The organism is Absiella sp. AM09-50, from assembly GCF_003433845.1.
Taxonomy (GTDB): domain Bacteria; phylum Bacillota_I; class Bacilli_A; order Erysipelotrichales; family Erysipelotrichaceae; genus Hoskinsella; species Hoskinsella hominis.
Genome location: NZ_QVFI01000013.1, coordinates 68,331 through 87,822, shown reverse-complemented (window position 1 = coordinate 87,822; position 19,492 = coordinate 68,331). Strand labels below are relative to the sequence as shown.

The following is a 19,492-nucleotide window of genomic DNA, read 5'->3' as shown; positions in this document are numbered from 1 at the left end:
GTTATACCTCCATTTTTACATCAGGATTGATTAGGTGAATGCCAAATCCGGCAATCTCCATATCCAGATAAACAAAGTTAATCAAATGCGTTTTCTTGTTTCTTGTGATGCTGTCTTCAACAAAGTGGATACCCTGTTTTGCTAATTGATACATGGCACGTTGTGGATATGGGGTATAAATACCAATGTGGCCGTTTTCTCCTCTGCCTTTGTTGTGCAATACTTCAAAACCAACGCCGGCAAAGTTAGATTTCGGCTTTTTATAATATGTGAAATGAAACAGATCACATAACTGTTTTGCAGTCGCAAGAGATGCTTCTTCGTTTTCACTGTTGATACCAATATGAATCAGTTGATAATCCAGCATATGTTTTACTGCTTCTTTACATAATGCTTCAATACCATCCCAGTCTTTTGCGTTTACCAGATCATTTGGCAACATGAAGCTTCCACCAATCGCAGATACATTAGGTAAAGATAAATACTCATGCATGTTGTTCATATTGATACCGCCAGTTGGCATAAAGCTTAATTCCTGATAAGGACCGCTGAAATCTTTAATTTTCTTAGCACCGCCACTACTCTGGGCAGGAAAGAATTTTAAAACTTTTAGGCCATAAGACATGGCTAATTCTACTTCACTTGCACTGGATACACCTGGATACACATCGATATCGTGATCAATACACCAGGCAACAACTTTTTCATTAAAGCCTGGAGAAACGATAAAGGCTGCACCAGCATCCACCGCTTCCTGTGCCTGTTCAACACTTAATACAGTGCCTGCACCGACCAACATATCGGGTAATGCCTGATGAATGGTTTGGATTGCGTATTTGGCATGTTCACTGCGGAAAGTGATTTCCGCAACATCCAGTCCTCCGTTATATAATGCCTGAGCTAAAGGCAGCGCATCTTCTTTTGCCATGATTTTCACGACAGGCACAATACCAATCTGTGAAATTCGTTCCATATGTTTATTCATGAAATCCCTGCTTTCTTTTACGTATGTCTAGTACGCAGTTTACTTTTATCTATAGTAAACCAGTTCACTAACAGTATAATTTGGTAAACCGATTTTGTCAATAGTTTTCGTCAATAAACTAAAACATGGCAATAACGTGATAATTATATAAGAAAGCATAGAAAAAGGTAGAAAATAAATAAAAAAATTTTATAGAAAAAGATTGACATGGAAGCACTTTCCACTTATAATGTAAACGTCTAGTAAACCGGTTTGCTTTAAACAACAGATTCACTTGAATCAGGAGGTAACAAACGTATGGTAAGAAAGGTGAATATCGAAGAAATTAAAAAACGCGATGAATTTCTCAATACACCAGCAATGACGAAAGATGAATTAAACAAAGCGATGAAGGAATGTATCCTGCAGGTTGATCTGAACATGGAATACTTCAAAGATAAATTTCCTTATTCTGCGACAAAACAACAGACGTATCCAATCATAGAAAATATTGAATGGACAGATGGATTCTGGACAGGAATGCTTTGGCTGGCATATGAATATACACATGAGGAAAAATATCGTATACTTGCAGACCGTAATGTGGAAAGCTTTCTACATCGTGTAGAAAATCGAATTGAATTAGATCATCATGATTTAGGATTCCTTTATTCTTTATCCTGTGTGGCTGGTTATAAATTAACTGGCAATGAACATGCAAAACGTGCTGGTATACTGGCAGCTGACAAGCTGATGGAACGCTGGCAGGAAAAAGGTGGATTCTTACAGGCATGGGGTCCATTAGACAGTAAAGAACATTATCGTTTTATCATCGACTGTATGTTAAACATTCCATTATTGTATTGGGCAAGTGAAACAACTGGTGATGAGAAATACGCAAAAATTGCACAACGACACTTTGAAACAAGCTGTCAATATGTGATTCGTGATGATGCCAGTGCTTATCATACCTTCTATATGAATCCTGAAACAGGTGGTCCTGATCATGGCGCAACTCGTCAGGGATATAGTGATGACAGCTCCTGGGCCAGAGGACAGGCATGGGGTATCTATGGTATTCCTTTAAATATCCGTTATACAAAACAGTTGGAATATTGCGATATATATAAAGGGATGACGAATTATTTCTTAAATCGTTTGCCAGAAGATAACGTATGTTATTGGGATCTGATATTTACGGATGATCCTGATCAATCTAGAGATTCCAGTGCTGCTGCCATTGCAGTATGTGGTATGTTGGAAATGGATCATAACTTATCCGATGAAGATCCATATAAAAAAGTATACCAGGGAGCAAGTGCTAATATCTTGCGTTCTTTGATGAAACATTATACATGTAAACAACATAAACAGGGTGATCCGATTCTTTATCATGGTGTTTATTCATGGCACAGTGGAAAAGGTGTGGATGAAGGTAATATCTGGGGAGATTACTTCTATATGGAAGCCTTAATAAGACAGTTAAAAGAATGGAACCCATATTGGTAAGGAGGAATGATTATGAGTACACCAAATATTTTAATGACAAGAATTGATGAACGTTTAGTACATGGACAAGGACAGCTTTGGGTAAAATCCATTGGTGCCAATACGGTAATTGTCGCAAATGATGAAACTGCAAATGATGCGATGTCACAAACATTAATGAAAACTGTTGTGCCAAAGGAAATCGCAATGCGTTTTTATCCTGTACAGAAAGTCATTGACATTATACATAAAGCAAATCCTGCACAATCCATCTTTATTATTGTGAAAGATTGTAAAGATGCACTTCGTCTGGTAGAAGGAGGCGTACCGATTCATGAAATCAATATCGGTAATATCCATAACAGCGAAGGTAAAGAAAAAGTAACACGTTCTATTTTCCTTGGAAAAGAGGATAAAGATGCTTTACGTACAATGATTGAAAAATACAATGTAACATTTAACACCAAAACCACGCCAAGTGGCAATGATGGAAGTATACAGGTAGATATTAAAAATTATTTATAAGAAAGGTGAGGTAACCAAATGGATATTACAATTATTCAGGCCATATTGATTGGCCTTTGGACAGCATTCTGTTATGCAGGTATGCTGTGGGGAATTTATACAAACAGAGCTATCGTTTTAAGCTTTGGTGTGGGTGTGATTTTAGGCAATATTCCAATCGCATTAGAGTGTGGAGCAATTGCGGAATTAGCATTTATGGGATTTGGCGTTGGTGCTGGTGGTACAGTTCCACCAAATCCAATCGGTCCGGGCATCATTGGTACTTTAATGGCAATTACAATGCCAGGAGATGTTACTCCAGAAAGTGCATTATCTTTATCGCTTCCATTTGCTGTCGCAATTCAGTTCTTACAGACAGCAATCTATACCGTACGTGCAGGAGCTCCAGAAGGTGCTGCAAATTCATTAAAGAAACATAACTTCAAAGCATTTAAGAGAGGCGCAAATATGACCGTATGGCTGTTTGCTATCGTAGGATTTATCTTAGGCTTCTTAGGTGCATTCAGTATGGATACCTTAAGCAACCTGGTTGCACTTGTACCAAAGTGGCTATTAGATGGTTTAACAGTTGCCGGTGGTATGCTTCCAGCAATTGGTTTTGCGATGATTATGAGTGTTATGTTGAAAAAAGAATTTATCCCATTTGCTTTATTAGGATATATTTTAGCCGGATTCTTAAAACTGCCAGTTATTGGTATCGCACTTGTTGGTGCAGTATTCGCATTAAAACACTATAATGAAACAGAAAAAGCAGCAGCAAATCCTGCTGGTGCCCCAACACAGGAGGTAGAACACGATGACTGGATCTAATAAATTAACAAAAAGAGATTATACCGTCACAACCTTACGTGCATTTTTCTTACAAAATGGTTTTAACTATAGTAACTATCAAGGTTTAGGGTATGCTCTTGTCATGTATCCTGCATTAAAAAAGTTATATGGAAATGATGCAGACAAGTTCGCAGAAGAATTGAATAATAACTGTGAATTTTATAACACAAACCCTAACTTCTTGCCATTTATTACATCTATTCACTTAGCAATGGCAGAGAGTGGTATGGAATATGAGGAAATTCGTGGTATCAAAATGGCCTTGATGGGTCCACTTGCTGGTATCGGTGATTCCTTATCACAGTTCTGTATCGCCCCATTATTCTCTACAATCTTTGCCTCAATGGCAATGGATCATATTGCAGCTGCACCAATTTTATTCCTGTTAGCAGAAAATATTGTCTTGCTGGCAATTAAACTGGTCATGGGTGGTTATGGTAGAAAACTTGGTACTACCATGATTGATAAGCTTTCAGAAAAAATGGGTGTAATATCAGATGCTGCCAGCATGATTGGTGTTACCGTAATTGCAGGCTTAGCCGCAACATTTGTTAAAATGAGTGTAGCAATCACATTTGCTTCCAATCAGGCAGCAGTAGAAGGAAAAACGCAGTCTGTTGTAGATATTCAGGCAATGCTTGATAAAGTAGCTCCTGCATTACTACCAGTTTTATATACCTTGTTGATGTATTATCTTATCAAGAAAAAAGGTGTAACAACGTATGTACTGGTATTGATTACTGTTGTGATTGGTATTGCATTTAGCTTACTTGGTATCTTGAAATAAAGAATATAAGGGGAATATCGTGTTCCCCTTTTTTTGTCAGAAAGGAGAAGTTTTATGAAAAAAATTATCACAGGTGCATTAAGCAGTGCTTTGTTTTTGCAGACAGGTATTATGATAGTGCCGATTTCCGCAAAAGAAACACAGAAGGCGATATTAAGTGAAAATGATACATTAACATATATGAATAAAATTAAAGATAGCTTTAAAAACTATGTTGCAGGAAATGAAACAAGTAATTCTCAACCAGTTTTGGCATCTAAAATCAGTTCAATAGAAAAAGCAGCGGATAGCGCTTTTTCATCCTATAAAGGCGAAGATGATTTCATATTTGATGGAATAAACATCAGTTCTAAAGCGACATCAGAAGTAGAAAATTCAGATAATTTATACAAAACAACGCAGAATATTTATAAAATGGCTCTTGCATATGGTACCTATGGCACAAAGTATTACCATGATAAAACAAGTGAAGATATCATTTGTGATGCCATTCAAAAATTTTATGATCAGGCTTTTTCTAAATATTATGATTATTCTAAAGATGGCTTGATGTTTGGCAACTGGTGGAATTGGGAAATCGGCATGCCAACACAGTTAAGTGATACTTTTGTCTTTATGGAAAAAGCCTTAAATGATAGAAATCCAGAGTTGATTAAAAACTATGTCAAAGGCTTTGATAATTATTTACGTAATGGAAAAAATGGAGATGTTGATTTAACCGCACCTCAACATACAGGCACAAATCTTGCGGATATCACAATGAATCGTATATTACAGGGTACTGTGACCCATGATGAAAAAAGAATTGAAAAAGCTGTACAAGATATGATGAGTGTTTTTTCTACCATTGATCCTTACAATATTGTAAATGGGAATACTGATGGAGTATATGCTGATGGATCTTTTATCCAGCATCATCGTGTCGCATACACTGGCTCTTATGGAAAACTATTGCTTCAAAGGGCTGTACAGGCCTTAGTCATTTTAAATGATACACCCTGGCAGCCAAGTGATCAATTAGATACATTACAAAACTGGGTTTATAACAGTTTTGCGCCTGTTATGTATGAAGGATATATGATGGAGATTGTAAAAGGGCGTGCCGTATCCAGAACAGCAAGTGGCTATAGTGATGCGACTGGCGTCATCGAATCTATGGTATTGCTTACACAATTTTTACCAAATCAAGAAAAAGCAAAGATGGAAAGTCAGATAAAATATATGGTACAGTCTATGCCAACAAAGTTAAACGCAAATGGTTTGACGTTGTCTGCTGTAGTGCCTTATCAAAATATTATGAATGATGAAAATATCCAGGCAGTCAGCCAGTTGAAAAAAGGTTCTTATGCATTCAATGCTATGGATAAAAACATTCAGGTTGGGGATGGTTTTGCGTTCGCATTATCAAGAAGTTCTAATCGTATATCAAAATATGAATATATGAGTGGAGAAAATTTAAAGCCATGGTTTCAGGGAGATGGTGCATTCTATCTTTATTTAGCTGGTCGTGATCAGAGTAAATCATTTGGTGTAAATTATATGGCAGCGATAGATCCATACCGTATGCCTGGTACCACCGTTCCTAATGAAAATCGTTTGACTATTCCAGAAATGTTTCATGGCAGTGCCTTTTATCCAGGATATCCAGCTGGCAGTGAGGAACAAAATGATTATGTATATTTCCCTGTAGGTACCAATCATTTTTCAGGCAGTGTGACATTAAATGGGAATACTGTTGCTGGAATGCAATTAGGGGATGATAATGCTTATGTCGCAAAACAACAAGGTATATTAGGTGATGATTTTATTGCATATAAAAATGCGAATGCGAATAAGTCATGGTTTATGTTTGGTAATAAAATTGTTGTTTTAGGTTCTGATATCCATGATGAATTACATCGGGATGTTACCACAACCATTGATAATCGTATGTCTGATGTAAATGAAAAAACGAATGTTTCTGCGATGGACAAAGATGGAAAAGCTGTAGTTTTATCTAATGGTTCCCATGAACATCTTTCATGGATTCATTATCAGACAAATGAAGAGCACACAAGTATCGGATATTATTTTCCTGAAGATAAGGCAGTTGAGGTAAAAAATGAAACAAGAAGTGCCAATTTAAAAGATATCCGAACGCCAAATCCAGATAAAGAAATTAGTGAAAACTTTTTCACCTTGACTTATGAACATGGAAAAGACCCAAAACAAGACACATACAGCTATGTCATGATGCCAAATGCCAGTCAAGAAGAGATGAAAACATTTGCTCAAAATCCTGATATTCAGGTTCTTGCCAATACTGCAAGTGTACATGTTGTCAAAGATCTTTCACAAAATATGATCGGATATAACTTTTTCACGAAAGGAAACAGTAATGGAATTCAATGTGAATCAGCTGCTTCTATCCTAGAACAGGAAACGGATGGTGGAACATTATTTGCTGTATCTGATCCTACATTTGAACAAAAGGCCATCACTTTGACACTTGATAAAGATTATGAATTAACACAAAAACAAGATGCTGTCACAATCAAATATCAGGATGGCAAAACAATCATCACTGTAAATACAGATCAATCTTATGGTAAATCAATCAACTTCACATTAAAACAAAAAGCAAAACCACAGGATGATCAAAAAGATGAAAATACAGAAAAAGAACATCAAAATAAACCTGGGTCTGATACATCAGATCACAAAGAAAATACGGTAAAGAAAGAAACAGCGAAAACCAATGATGTAGATACCGGGGATCATACCAATCCCATATTTCCAGCAGGAATTGCGATGGTATCATTTGGCGCAATGGTAGAAATATATCGTATATCAAAAAAGAAAAGAAAATCATAAATAGATGAAGACTACTTCTTGTAAGTAGTTTTCACGCATAAGAAAGGATTCACGAAAATGGATATCAAGTATTGTAAAAAACAATTAGAAGCTTTGATTGCGTATAAACAAATTTCACATATCAAAGATTATATCACAAAACAAGACGAGGAATTGATCATAAAACAAGCTGATGAATTGCTTCAACAAGTCTTCACATTTGATAAACCATGGGATATGGAGCGTTGTAAAATACCATATTCTTTTGAAAAAATGGATTGGAATGTACAACGAAATGATGATGAAGAATGGTGCTTCATGTTAAATCGGATGGATTATTTAAACTATTTGATGCTGGCAGGATATCTTAAAGATGATAAAAAATATATTGAAAAAGGGAAAGCATTAATGTTTGACTGGATAGATGCACATCAAAAAATGGAGCCATCTTGCAGTACAAGAACCTTAGATACGGGCATTCGCATCATGAATTTCATGGAAACTCTTCCTTATATATATAGGGCGGGTATATTAAGCGATATAGAGCTGGAAAAAATCCTCTCTCATATCGACCAGCAAATTCAATATTTAAAAGATCACTACCTAACTAAGTATACCCTTAGCAACTGGGGAAGTATTCAGACATGTGCCATTATTTCTACAATGCCACTTTATCTTTCGAACTATTGTGAGAATGAGATATACAAGTGGGCACGTGCGGAAATTGAAACACAGTTTGGTATTCAGGTTTATGATGATGGTATGCAATGGGAACAATCTACCATGTATCATGTTGAAGTATTGAACTATGGAATGAAGGCGTTGTTTTATGATCGTTTCTATCATAATGAAGAATTGCCTGTTTTGAAACATCAAGTAGAAAAGCTGGCAGATGCATTATTGTATCAGGCAACTTTTGATTTCCATATTGAAACATTTGGCGATAGTGATCGTGCATGCATAAAAGATGTCATGACAAGAGCAGCCTCTTTATATCAAAATGGTGTATGGAAATATGGCGGGTATCCACAATATGATTTAGAAAGCTTATATACCTTTGGGGTAACAGAGGCCATCCAATATCAGAAGCTGCCAGTCATTGAGCCAGTAAAACGGATTTTTGATGGAGAAGACAGTGGCATGTATACAATTCGCAGTGATTGGTCAACGCAAGCAAGTTTTACGATGTTTACCAATGGTTCACTGGGAAGTGGACATGGACATAGCGATAATTTACATGTATCTATTTATCATCAGGGTGTGCCGGTTTTGATTGATCCGGGCAGATATACATATCGTGAAGATCATCCATTACGGGTAATATTGAAATCCATGCCTTCCCATAACAGTGTGATTGTAGATAACAAACCATCTTGTATTCCATCCGATAGCTGGGGTTATCAAGATTTTGGCATTCCTGGAAAAAACTATGTACGTCATGTTGATCACATGCATTATTTGGAGGGAAATTTATTCAGTCATGATCCTTTACAGATATGGACAAGAAAGCTTATTGTGATTGATCCTTCGATTTGGATAATTGTAGATGAGGTAAAAGAAGATGGGCAACATCAGATAGAAAGTTATTTTCATATAGATCCAAATATGAAAGCAGAAATACAAGAGAATCGTATCATACTGCAAGGAGAAACAAAGCTGTATATGTATACCAAAGGCGAAAAAGAAATAGAAACTAAGCCATGCTCTCTGCGCTATAATGAATTATTGCCACATGATGTCATTACATTAAAAGATACCTTCACAAATCAATATCAAAATATCACCATACTATGTGCTACAGATATTCAAGTAACACCAGTAGATATCTATCAAAATCAGGATACGCCAATGTCAAAAGATATTGCATGTGCTTATCGCTTTACGATGAGTGATGATGAGTCTTATACTGTCGCAATCTTTCATAAAGAAATATTTAAAGGAAAGAAAATCTGTTATTGTGAGAATATGCCATTTCATGCGAAATGTGTTGTCATACATCAACATGGGAATCATAAAAAACTTATACGACTACGTGCATAAACCACTGTTTAGCATAAGTAAAACCTGTTATAATTAAGGAGAAAAAGAAAGTGGGATGTATTATGGAAAAAGGATTATTATTTGATTTTAATGGGACAATGTTTTTTGATAGCCCAAAACATAAAATTGCATGGGATGTGTTTTCAGAAAAGTATCGTGGAAAACCAATCAGTGATGATGAAATGGATCATATGCATGGACAAACCAATGCACAGATTATAAAAGTATTAATGGGAGAAATGAGTGATGAAGAAAGTGAAAAGCTTTCTAAGGATAAAGAAGCGTTATATCGAGAAATATGCCTTCAACAGCCAGAAAGTTTTCATTTAGCACCAGGACTAACAGAAGTATTGGATCAATTAAAAATGATGCAGGTGCCGATGACAATCTGTACTGCATCCATTAAGGAAAATGTAGATTTCTTTGTGTCTTCTTTTCATCTTGATAAGTGGTTTGATGTGAATAACATCATTTATGACGATGGTACACACAGCAATAAAATCAGTATGTTTGAAGATGGAGCGAAGCGTATCGGTGTTCCATTATCAAACTGTATGATTGTGGAAGATTCTTTATCCGGTATTGCATTTGCACATGCATGTCATGTGGAAAAGATTGTCGCAATCACAACCGCAGATAAAATAGAAGAATATAAAAATATGCCTGGTGTAGATGAAGTTATTCAGGATTATTACCAATTTGATCTATCTTTTTTTCAAAATAAGTAAACAGGTTTGCTAAAAATAAGAGTGCTATGTTACAATTAAGGAGATAAAGAGGTTAGATACGGTATGAGTGAAAAAATAACAATTAAGGAAATTGCATGTAGAGCGCAAACATCAAAGACGACAGTATCATTTTATCTGAACGGAAGAACTGATAAAATGTCAGAAGAAACAAGACAGAGAATCGCAAAGGTAATCGAGGAAACCAATTACCGGCCAAGTGTGGCAGCGCGTTTGTTAAACGCAAAGGAAACAAAACTGATTGGAGTTATCATTGGGGATATCACCAATAGTTTTGCGAATCAGATTGTTAAGGGTATTGATGATATTGCCAGAGAAAAGCGATATCAATTAATTGTAGGAAATAGCAACTATATTTTGGAGAACGAGGAAGATTATGTTAACCGTATGCTGGCAATGGGAGTAGATGGCTTTATTGTTCAGCCATCCAGTAAATTTGATCAGCTTGTGGATAAAATAAAAAACGAAGGAAAAGAAGTTGTTTTTATTGATTCACAGGTTTCCATGGATCGTGAAAAATGGGTAAAAACCAATAATTATGAAGCCGTTCTGGAAGCAAGTGAAATGCTAATGGAAAAAGGATATGATGAATATATCATGATTACTGCAGATCCAAGTGTACTAAGTACTAGAAAAGAGAGAGCGACAGGATTTATTGATGCATTACAGTTAAAAGGGAAACAATGCATTACCCATGTTGTTGATGGAGATGTAGAAAGTGAAGCGTTGACAGAAATGTTAAATAAAGAATTGAAATTTGGTACCCGTACCTTGATTTTTGTGGTAAACTGTTTCTTATTGCCAAGGGTATATGTCGCTTTGAAAAATTACCGTAATCTTATGCCTCATACCATAGGATTAATAGGTTTTGATAATACAGAATGGAGTAATTTTTCATCACCAACCGTTACCACCATTGTCCAGCCAGCATATGATGAGGGACATCAGGCCGCAAAGATATTGATTGATTCTTTAGAAGGCAAACATGAGGAAGCACCAAATCAAATCTTAAAATGCAATGTGAACTGGTGTGAATCCACCAATTAACCGTTATTGAATAAATAGCGGTTTTTTAAGCTTATAAATTGAGATATAATATAAATGTCTATCCATAGGAGTGGTATGAATGAAGCTAGTCAAAAAAATAAATCAAATGATTTTTCATTGTGAACTTGATTCTGAACGTTTTTTATTTGCGGATAATAAAAAACTTATGATTTTGAATCCTAAATTTGAAATCATTCAAACAATACCTTTTCGTAACTTATCTAATGCATTACAATTATGGGATAAAACACTTTTGATAAATACAAAAGATCAATTTTTCTATTTAGATAATAACGATTATCTTATTGAAAAAGCACCATTAAAGTTTAAAGGTGGTACTGCCATAATAAAGAAAACTAGAATAGATGATATCATCTTTTTATATTTAGCTTTTACTCCATACATTTATTGTTTTAAGAAAAGTTCAACAGTATGTAAAATAAATATTCCTGAAAAAGATTTTTTACCATTTTTAATTTTTGGTATTGAAAGTAAACAATTTCACTGTATTTTCTCAGATGGAAGAGATAAACATGATTTAAAAACTAAACTTCTTACTTATAAGTTTGATGAAGAAAATTTCTTTGCTTTTGATAATGATTTAATATCTCGTTATACTGATTTTTTAGAATATTCTCATAAAGAAAAACTATATATCTGTTTAAATAAAATGCATCTTCAATTGATTAATAAAGAATTAAATGAGGTTTTATATAACTTTGATACAAGCATGATATCTGATAGTTTATTAACAGCCATATATATTGAAGATAAGGATATCGTATTATTAAGAGATTGGAATAAATTATATGCATTTAACATTAAAAATCATGAGATTAAAGTATTGATAGATACAGAGGATACACTTGGTACAGTAACATATTATAATGAAAAATATAATTATCTTTTTCAGTTAATAGCTGATAAAAATAATGTATATGATGAAAAATTTCATACTGCTGTATACAAAATAAATCATGATTAGAATTTCTATTGCATTTTCAAAATAACGTTCTATAATAAAAGTAATAAAAAGACAGGAGGCATACAAGATGCAGTGGAGTGATTATAAAGAAACAAAACATCATAAGCGCATGGGTGTAGGCGTATTAGATCATACTTATGTGATTACAGAACAGAAGGCAGCAGGTATGGATACGTATTTCTATCCAATATCCAAAGAAGAGCATGATAGCTTTGATGATTGGAAAGATGATGAAGCAAAGATTCAAAGCTTGTATGAAACAGAACCTATTTACATTGGATATTATTTAACGAATGAAATGCGTAAATATGAAAAAAAATCCCATAGGGTATAATCGCTCTGTGGGATTTTTTTATCCGATAATATGTTGAATCTTATAAGGTTTCATCATTCTTTTACAAACAGGAATCTTTAACACAAAATAGAAACAAGAAGCACCTGTCATATTTAATATAAAATCATCGATATCCAGTGTTCCTGATAAAGTAAATAACTGAAGCACTTCAACAGAAATAATGATGAGTGCCATACTGATCAAAAACTTTTTAGGTTTCTGCATGGATGGAAACAATTTTGGCAAAAAGAATGCAAATGGCATAAAGGCTGCCAGGTTTCCTAATAGATTTACATTAGCAACATAGCTTAATTCAATCTGATAGGCATTTAACATCAAATTAATGGTTTTAAATGGAATCAGATTAGTACTGTATTCCCATTGCAGCATCAGATTATAAATATAATTGCCATCAAAGATATTATGATTCTGTCTTGCAAATTCACTAGCGAAAAATAACATATATCCAAGCTGTAAAATGTAATATAGAAATAGGATGACCCAGAAGATATGATATATTTTTTGTCGCTGATTTTCATCATGGCTTCGATGAGCAATCAAAATACTGGCAATTCCTAGAGGAATGACAAAGGCGACAGCACATAACAGCCGACCTTTGATATTTAATGAATAATTAGGATCGATTCCAGCATATAAACTAAAAGCACAAGATAAAACGGCAATCAATGCGCAAATTCTTATGGCGATGGATGAACAAGTTTTGCTCATAAAGGTCCTCCTTTCTGACATGGGTTGTATGTATAATTTTAACAGGAATTACGCGTAAGATTCTTACTTTTTCCTTAACGTTTTCCATATGGAAATCTTAAGGCATATACAAATACACAAAATGTTGTATAATATGGTGGTAAGGTTGTGAAAATGATGAAAATATATACATGTCCACATTGCAAAACAGCAATTCGATTGAAACTCTTCTTCGGGAATGCACACTTGAAATGTCCCAACTGCGGATGCGAATATCAAATGACGATGCAAAGCACAAAGCTGCGCATGCTGGAACCATTCGTGGCAGTAGGTATTGCAGTTTCCACAAGCCTTTTATTTCTGAAAGGCAAAACAATTGATATTAAAACATTATATATATTAGGTGTATCATTTTTGTTGGCATCCTTTATGGATATGCTGCTGGTACATATCGGTTTATTGAAATATGAAAAGAAAGTGGATGGGTGAAACGATGAAAAATAAGCAAAGAAAGAAATCATCAAAAACAATAAGTGAAGATAAAATTTTAGTGAAAGGATATCGTGCATTTGAAAAATCAGATATGTCTAATCGTCTGTTTGCATTTCTTACAGATGTCTGTGTCATGCTGCTGCCGATTTCTATATGGAATATTTTGTTTCTTGCAATATTTGGCAGTATCGTTAGTATTGCAGGAATTAAAATAATTTCCATTATCATAGGCGTATTGCTGCTCATATCTATTTTACTGTTTAATAACTTTATTTATACACAAACCAAAGGGCAAAGCTATGGAAAGAAAATCTTTGGCTTACGTGTTATCACAAAAACAGGCAAAGTCGCCATGCAGCGTAGATTGTTGATGCGTGAATTGATTGGATTTGATATTCCTTTCCTTATATTATTATACTTCACCAATATGTTAGGTGTTGTCGCATATTGGTTCATCAATGGTCTTGTGGTATTCTTTGAACCAAAACATCGCAGTATTATTGACTTTATCATGGGTACAAAGGTTGTGACGTATGATCCATCAGCGATTGTTCCACAAAGCGAGCCTGTAAAACAAACAGTCAAACCAAAACCTCAACAACCTGTAAAAATCATGAAAGAACCAGAAACTACAATCGATTTGCATATTCATTCTAACTTTAGCGCCAATGGTTCTAATAATGTAGAGGAAATTTTCCAGATTGCTAAAGAAAAAGGCTTAAAGACGATATCTATTACAGATTTAGACAGCGCAAAATCAATTGCCATTGCACAACGTATGAGTGCCTTATATCATATCAATTATGTTCCAGGTATTGAGATCAACGCAGAATTATATGGTAAACGCATTCGTGTATTAGGTTATTTTGTGGATTATCCACATGAATTATATCACCAGATTGAAAATGATGCATTAATCAATGAAAAGCAGGCAAGTATTGAACGAGTTCGCAAGTTTGAAAATATTATCGGACTGAAAGTGCCAGTAGAAAAACTGTTGGCAAACAATCGTTTCCAAAGAATACCTGGAGAAATGATTGCAGAATATGTATTAAATCGTGCTGAATATAAAGACTCACCACTGCTTCAGCCATATCTGAGTGGAAGTAAAGCAATGAATCCTTATCATGAAATGGCGAAAGATTTCTTTGCATATGGAAAACTATGTTATGTACCTGTGAAATATCCAGAAATCCAGGATGTGTTGGATGTAATCCACTTAACGAATGGGATTGCGATCATTGCTCATCCAGGGAAATTGATGGAAAATGATCCTGGTTTAATGGAACAGGTATTGCATATGGATATTGATGGATTAGAAGTATTCCATCCAAGTCATACAAAAGATGATATCGCAAAATTATTAAAGATTGCTATGGATCGTAAACTGTTTGTAAGTGCCGGAAGTGATTTCTATCGTGAAGATCGAGGAGAAAGAATCGGCAAGACTAATTGTCCAAAAGATGCAGAAAAAATTGTGGAAATGTTTGTGAAAGCAAGAGGTTAAGCTGTATGTGATTATGCATACAGCTTTTTTTCGTTAAACATTAACTTTATCTTAAGAATGCATATTCTATAGAAAACGTCTTGAATTATTTATTAAAAATGATAAAATGAAAATTAATCATACATAATAATGGGGGGGATGAATGTGCTAAAATTTAGCTTTCAAGATATCAAGTTTAATAATCATTTCATTTTAGCTTCTCATAATATGGAAATATATCCAGGAGAACTTACGATTTTATGTGGAGAAAGTGGCAGTGGTAAAACAACATTATTACAGGAGTTAACACTTCATCAAGTATTTACAAAATCATATATCTATCAGGATATAGATATATTAAGTCTTTCTGATGATGAAAAACGTGATTTTATTTTTCATCATATTGCATATGTTGCTCAGGAACCTGACTTATTAGAAGATTTAACAATTAAAGAACATATCGAAATGTATCAAACATTATTTTCTTCTAAGAATAACTTTGAAAAATATCAGACATTGTTAGGAATAGAACAATTAAAACAACATTATCCCGCACAATTATCAGGAGGAGAAAAGAAAAGAGTCGCATTATTACTTGCTGTGTTGAAAGATACAGATATCATTATATTAGATGAACCTACTGCTTCTTTAGATTTAGAGAATGCTGAGATGATTTATCGTTTTTTGAATGAATTAAAAGATTTTGGGAAGATTATCATAATATCTACTCACGATGAAAACATTATAAAAAAAGCAGACACTAGATATAAAATTGAACATAAAAAGCTTATATTGGAATATGCAAATCATCATGAGGAAAAGCTACAGGAACATCAACATAAACAAAAAAATATTCATCTGGTTCAGAAATATCTAAACTATATCCATCATCATGATACAAAGTATGCAAAAATTATAAAAGGCGTGAGTATTATTTGTATTGTGTTCTTAACACTTTCAACACAATTTAGTGGTTATGCTACAGAAATCAATAGTTCCTCTATGAAAGACATATCATCCACAATGATTGTCTATAAGCCAGATGATGGTGCACAATCACACAGCTATGATGGATCTGGTTTAGGACAGGTGCCACTTAGTGATTCACAAATCAATGATATAAAACAAATTCCACATGTAGATTCAGTAGAATGGCGATATGATTGTGTGTTAGGAAATATCTTTTCTTTATATTTACCTTACCATTATAAGAGCTTAGAAGAAGAACATGGGGAATTGAAAGCTAGCATTATCGATAAGGATCAAAATAAAAAAGATTTTTTACGTTCTAAACAGGAAATCTATGAAATGCATATTTCAACATATCTTGATGGAAAAGATTATGCTAATGATATAGATCTGGATTTTCATCAGGATGGTGTATATTTATCTAATGATATGGTATCCACTTTTAAAATGAGTAAAGAAGAATTTAAAGATGTAAAAATACAAATACAAGTATACGTTCCAGTATATTATCAGAAAGATACATCAAGTATAGAAATAGATCAACGTGAAATTCCACTCACGCAAGTGTCCTGTATACCAGTAGAAGTAGAACTACCAATTGCGGGAATATTAAAGGGAAATGATATGGAAACTAGTACGATGTATGGAAATATGATTTACATAAAACGCAGTACTATGGAAAACCTGATCAATGAGTATAAAGAAACCAATTCAAAAATAGTATATGAAGCTTTTCTTAATACGGATGATCCAAGTAAAGATAAGATTGATTTATTTTATGATACTTTGCCAGAAAATGCTGAAAAAGAGTATTCAGAAATTTATAAAATCAACTATCAGCCATGGAAACCAACAGCATATACTGTGGAAGTGGATAGTCCTATACATATGTCAGAAGTTTTAAAGCAATTAAATGAAATGGGGTTAAGTGCCAGTAATTCCTATGCAAATTATTATGCGATTTCTGAAGGTACAAAAAGTTTACAAAGGATGTTACAATGGACTTCTTTGATCGCAGGCTTAATGATTATTTTGATGATAACTTTAATGAAATTAAATGAACGTAATCAAATGATCCATGTGAACTCCTATTTGAAAAATCTGGGATACACAGATAAAGAAGTTATACGAATAAAACGAAGATATTATCAAAAAAGTACAATAAAACTGGCAGTTACCTGTAGCACTTTCACAGCTGCAATTTTCTTTGTCAACCGCTTTATGAATTATTTGCCAACCAGTTTTCATATACAGATGATTTTCATAATTATATTCATCGCAAGTATTGTGGAATTCATTATACCAATATTGATAGAAAGGGGAGCACATCATGATTGAATTAAAGAACATATCCATCACTTATCAAAAACCATTGATAAAGTCTTGTGATCTAAGCTTTCCTGATAAAAGTGTAACCCTTATTCAAGGACCAAGCGGTACTGGTAAAACATCATTGTTATATCGAATCGGTCTAATTTCAAAAGATGAAAACTTTGCCTATTATATCAATGGTAAACAAATCACAACAAGCAGTGAAAAAGAAACTTTACGGAAACTGAATTTTGGATATGTATTACAAGATAGTACTTTATTTGAACATTATGATGTCATGGGAAATATGAAACTTTATGCATCTATTGCTGGATATGATTATCAAGAAGAAGATTATAAAGCATTCTTATCAAAAGTACATCTATCCATTGATTTACATCAATCCATTCAAACTTTATCAGGAGGAGAACGACAACGTGTTGCAATCGCATGTGCTTTATGTAAACAACCAGATGTTTTGATTCTTGATGAAATCACCAGTGCATTGGATAAAGAAAATGAGATTCATATTTTTGAAATACTTAAAGAATTAGCACATCATGAACATAAATGTATCATTCTTGCGAGCCATAGCCAATATGCAGCAACCTATGTGGATAAAATATATGAGATTAAAAATCAAGAAATCATATGTAAAAAGGATGTAGCTCGTGTTGAAACACTGGTAATCAAAACGAAAGAAAAGAAATTGACGTTTGCTTTTTATAAAGATTATATCTACTACTTCTTTCAGAAGTATAAATTGTTGAATGTTTCTATTCTAATCGTAATGTGTTTGACATTTTTTATGTTCTTACAAACATTTGTCATGTTTAATTATTATGAGAATAACAGTAAGCATAACTTTGAACAGCTTTATGAAAACCAGTTATTGGTTGTGGAAAACAGAGCTTCTTTATACACAGATCGTGTGATGAAACAATTAAGCGATAAAACGATATCGGATGTATCATCACTTGATGAAGATTATGAGGCATTCCCTTATATCAAAGCAGGGATGATCTGTGGAAATGAATGGATTGATATATTGCCTTACTTTCCACAGAACCATTTTGATGATAAAGTAAAAATAACATATCATGATAAGGGTGTTTACGTTAGCCAAGAGGCATATGATACCTTAAAAGAAGCAGGGAATGAGAAAACATTAACAGGAGAAATCATGTTATATGAATATAAAGATAATGAACCAATACCTCATCCAATAACTGTAGATATTCCAATCAAAGGAGTACTAAAAGAAAATGTGAAGGCACCATATATTCAGGGAAGAAATTATATTTATATGGAACAATCCATGATAGAAAAACTCTATCAAGAACATGCTGCTTCTAAAACATATGCTGGAATGACCTTGTTAACAAAGGATTATAAAGATTTAGTATCTATCAAAAAAGATTTAAAAATTAAAGAAGTGTACTATAATACAGATTTCTGCGATACGGAAACAATATCTGAAATCATGCGAAATATCACAATCGTAAAGCTATTTTCCATAGCAAGCATCTTATTTATATTCGTGGTAATGTTTGGCGCATTCCAGACAAATTATCTATATAAAAGAAATAATGAAATGGCATTATTGATCATCAATGGAATGAACCATAAAGGATTAGATAAGTTATTATCTCTTGAAAGTTTATTCAAATATCTGATTGCTTGTATAACATCATCCATTGGTGTTTTATTAATCGTTTGTATCAGCAATCTCATCGGTATAAGTTTACCATTTCCAGGCTTTGTTTTATATATAGGATTTTTATGTATAACATTCATTATGAGCGTGATCTTAACGAAGTTCTACAGCAGCGCTTATCTAAAACATCTATCACCAGAAAGTGTGTTAAGAAATTAGGATAATCAATAAAAAAATAATATACCTTACAAAAGATAAAAGTTGCTTTCCTTATTTTAAAATAGTAGAAT

Annotated in this window: 16 protein-coding genes; 14 read left to right on the top strand and 2 right to left on the bottom strand. The window is 33.7% G+C overall.

What is annotated here, in order from left to right; all coding sequences use genetic code 11:
- Position 1 precedes the first annotated feature (1 nt).
- Positions 2 to 985 (bottom strand): bifunctional 4-hydroxy-2-oxoglutarate aldolase/2-dehydro-3-deoxy-phosphogluconate aldolase, encoded by a 984-nt coding sequence (locus DW114_RS12210; protein ID WP_117454037.1) that lies wholly within the window; start codon positions 983 to 985, stop codon positions 2 to 4.
- 297 nt (positions 986 to 1,282) lie between these two features.
- Here DW114_RS12210 and DW114_RS12205 point away from each other — a divergent pair, with 297 nt between their 5' ends.
- The 10 genes from DW114_RS12205 to DW114_RS12160 all read left to right on the top strand — a co-directional run bounded on the left by DW114_RS12205 (position 1,283) and on the right by DW114_RS12160 (position 12,579).
- Positions 1,283 to 2,473 carry a glycoside hydrolase family 88 protein gene (locus tag DW114_RS12205; protein WP_117454036.1) on the top strand — a complete coding sequence of 397 codons (1,191 nt, stop codon included), beginning with the start codon at positions 1,283 to 1,285 and terminating at the stop codon, positions 2,471 to 2,473.
- Positions 2,474 to 2,485: 12 nt separating this feature from the next.
- Positions 2,486 to 2,977, top strand: a complete 492-nt coding sequence (locus tag DW114_RS12200; protein WP_117454035.1) for a PTS sugar transporter subunit IIB — start codon at positions 2,486 to 2,488, stop codon at positions 2,975 to 2,977.
- An 18-nt stretch (positions 2,978 to 2,995) separates the two neighbouring features.
- Positions 2,996 to 3,787, top strand: a complete 792-nt coding sequence (locus tag DW114_RS12195; RefSeq protein ID WP_117454034.1) for a PTS mannose/fructose/sorbose/N-acetylgalactosamine transporter subunit IIC — start codon at positions 2,996 to 2,998, stop codon at positions 3,785 to 3,787.
- Positions 3,774 to 4,595 carry a PTS system mannose/fructose/sorbose family transporter subunit IID gene (locus DW114_RS12190; RefSeq protein WP_117454033.1) on the top strand — a complete coding sequence of 274 codons (822 nt, stop codon included), beginning with the start codon at positions 3,774 to 3,776 and terminating at the stop codon, positions 4,593 to 4,595. Before DW114_RS12195 ends, DW114_RS12190 begins: the two co-directional genes overlap by 14 nt.
- 54 nt (positions 4,596 to 4,649) lie before the next feature.
- Positions 4,650 to 7,448, top strand: coding sequence for a polysaccharide lyase 8 family protein (locus DW114_RS12185; protein WP_117454032.1), 2,799 nt, complete (start codon positions 4,650 to 4,652; stop codon positions 7,446 to 7,448).
- Between the two features lie 57 nt (positions 7,449 to 7,505).
- Positions 7,506 to 9,467: an alginate lyase family protein gene (locus DW114_RS12180; RefSeq protein WP_117454031.1), complete on the top strand. Its 1,962-nt coding sequence runs from the start codon at positions 7,506 to 7,508 to the stop codon at positions 9,465 to 9,467.
- A 62-nt stretch (positions 9,468 to 9,529) separates the two neighbouring features.
- Entirely contained in the window at positions 9,530 to 10,195 is a 666-nt protein-coding gene (locus DW114_RS12175) for an HAD family hydrolase (RefSeq protein WP_117454060.1), read from the top strand.
- Between the two features lie 63 nt (positions 10,196 to 10,258).
- Positions 10,259 to 11,260, top strand: coding sequence for a LacI family DNA-binding transcriptional regulator (locus DW114_RS12170; RefSeq protein WP_117454030.1), 1,002 nt, complete (start codon positions 10,259 to 10,261; stop codon positions 11,258 to 11,260).
- A 79-nt stretch (positions 11,261 to 11,339) separates the two neighbouring features.
- A complete protein-coding gene (locus DW114_RS12165) occupies positions 11,340 to 12,245 on the top strand; it encodes a hypothetical protein (protein ID WP_117454029.1) in 906 nt (301 codons plus the stop codon).
- 67 nt (positions 12,246 to 12,312) lie between these two features.
- Positions 12,313 to 12,579 (top strand): hypothetical protein, encoded by a 267-nt coding sequence (locus DW114_RS12160; RefSeq protein ID WP_117454028.1) that lies wholly within the window; start codon positions 12,313 to 12,315, stop codon positions 12,577 to 12,579.
- A gap of 18 nt (positions 12,580 to 12,597) precedes the next feature.
- On the opposite strand, the gene DW114_RS12155 is transcribed toward DW114_RS12160, so the two are convergent.
- Positions 12,598 to 13,308 carry a VanZ family protein gene (locus DW114_RS12155; RefSeq protein ID WP_158552253.1) on the bottom strand — a complete coding sequence of 237 codons (711 nt, stop codon included), beginning with the start codon at positions 13,306 to 13,308 and terminating at the stop codon, positions 12,598 to 12,600.
- Positions 13,309 to 13,461: 153 nt separating this feature from the next.
- On the opposite strand from DW114_RS12155, the gene DW114_RS12150 reads away from it, so the two are divergent.
- The 4 genes from DW114_RS12150 to DW114_RS12135 all read left to right on the top strand — a co-directional run bounded on the left by DW114_RS12150 (position 13,462) and on the right by DW114_RS12135 (position 19,421).
- A complete protein-coding gene (locus DW114_RS12150; RefSeq protein WP_233509466.1) occupies positions 13,462 to 13,776 on the top strand; it encodes a hypothetical protein in 315 nt (104 codons plus the stop codon).
- Between the two features lie 4 nt (positions 13,777 to 13,780).
- On the top strand, positions 13,781 to 15,286 hold the full coding sequence (locus DW114_RS12145; protein WP_233509413.1) for an RDD family protein: 1,506 nt from the start codon (positions 13,781 to 13,783) through the stop codon (positions 15,284 to 15,286).
- A 144-nt stretch (positions 15,287 to 15,430) separates the two neighbouring features.
- Positions 15,431 to 17,572: an ATP-binding cassette domain-containing protein gene (locus tag DW114_RS12140; protein WP_158552252.1), complete on the top strand. Its 2,142-nt coding sequence runs from the start codon at positions 15,431 to 15,433 to the stop codon at positions 17,570 to 17,572.
- A complete protein-coding gene (locus tag DW114_RS12135) occupies positions 17,565 to 19,421 on the top strand; it encodes an ATP-binding cassette domain-containing protein (protein WP_117454024.1) in 1,857 nt (618 codons plus the stop codon). The genes DW114_RS12140 and DW114_RS12135 overlap by 8 nt, the downstream gene beginning before the upstream one ends.
- Positions 19,422 to 19,492: the final 71 nt, after the last annotated feature.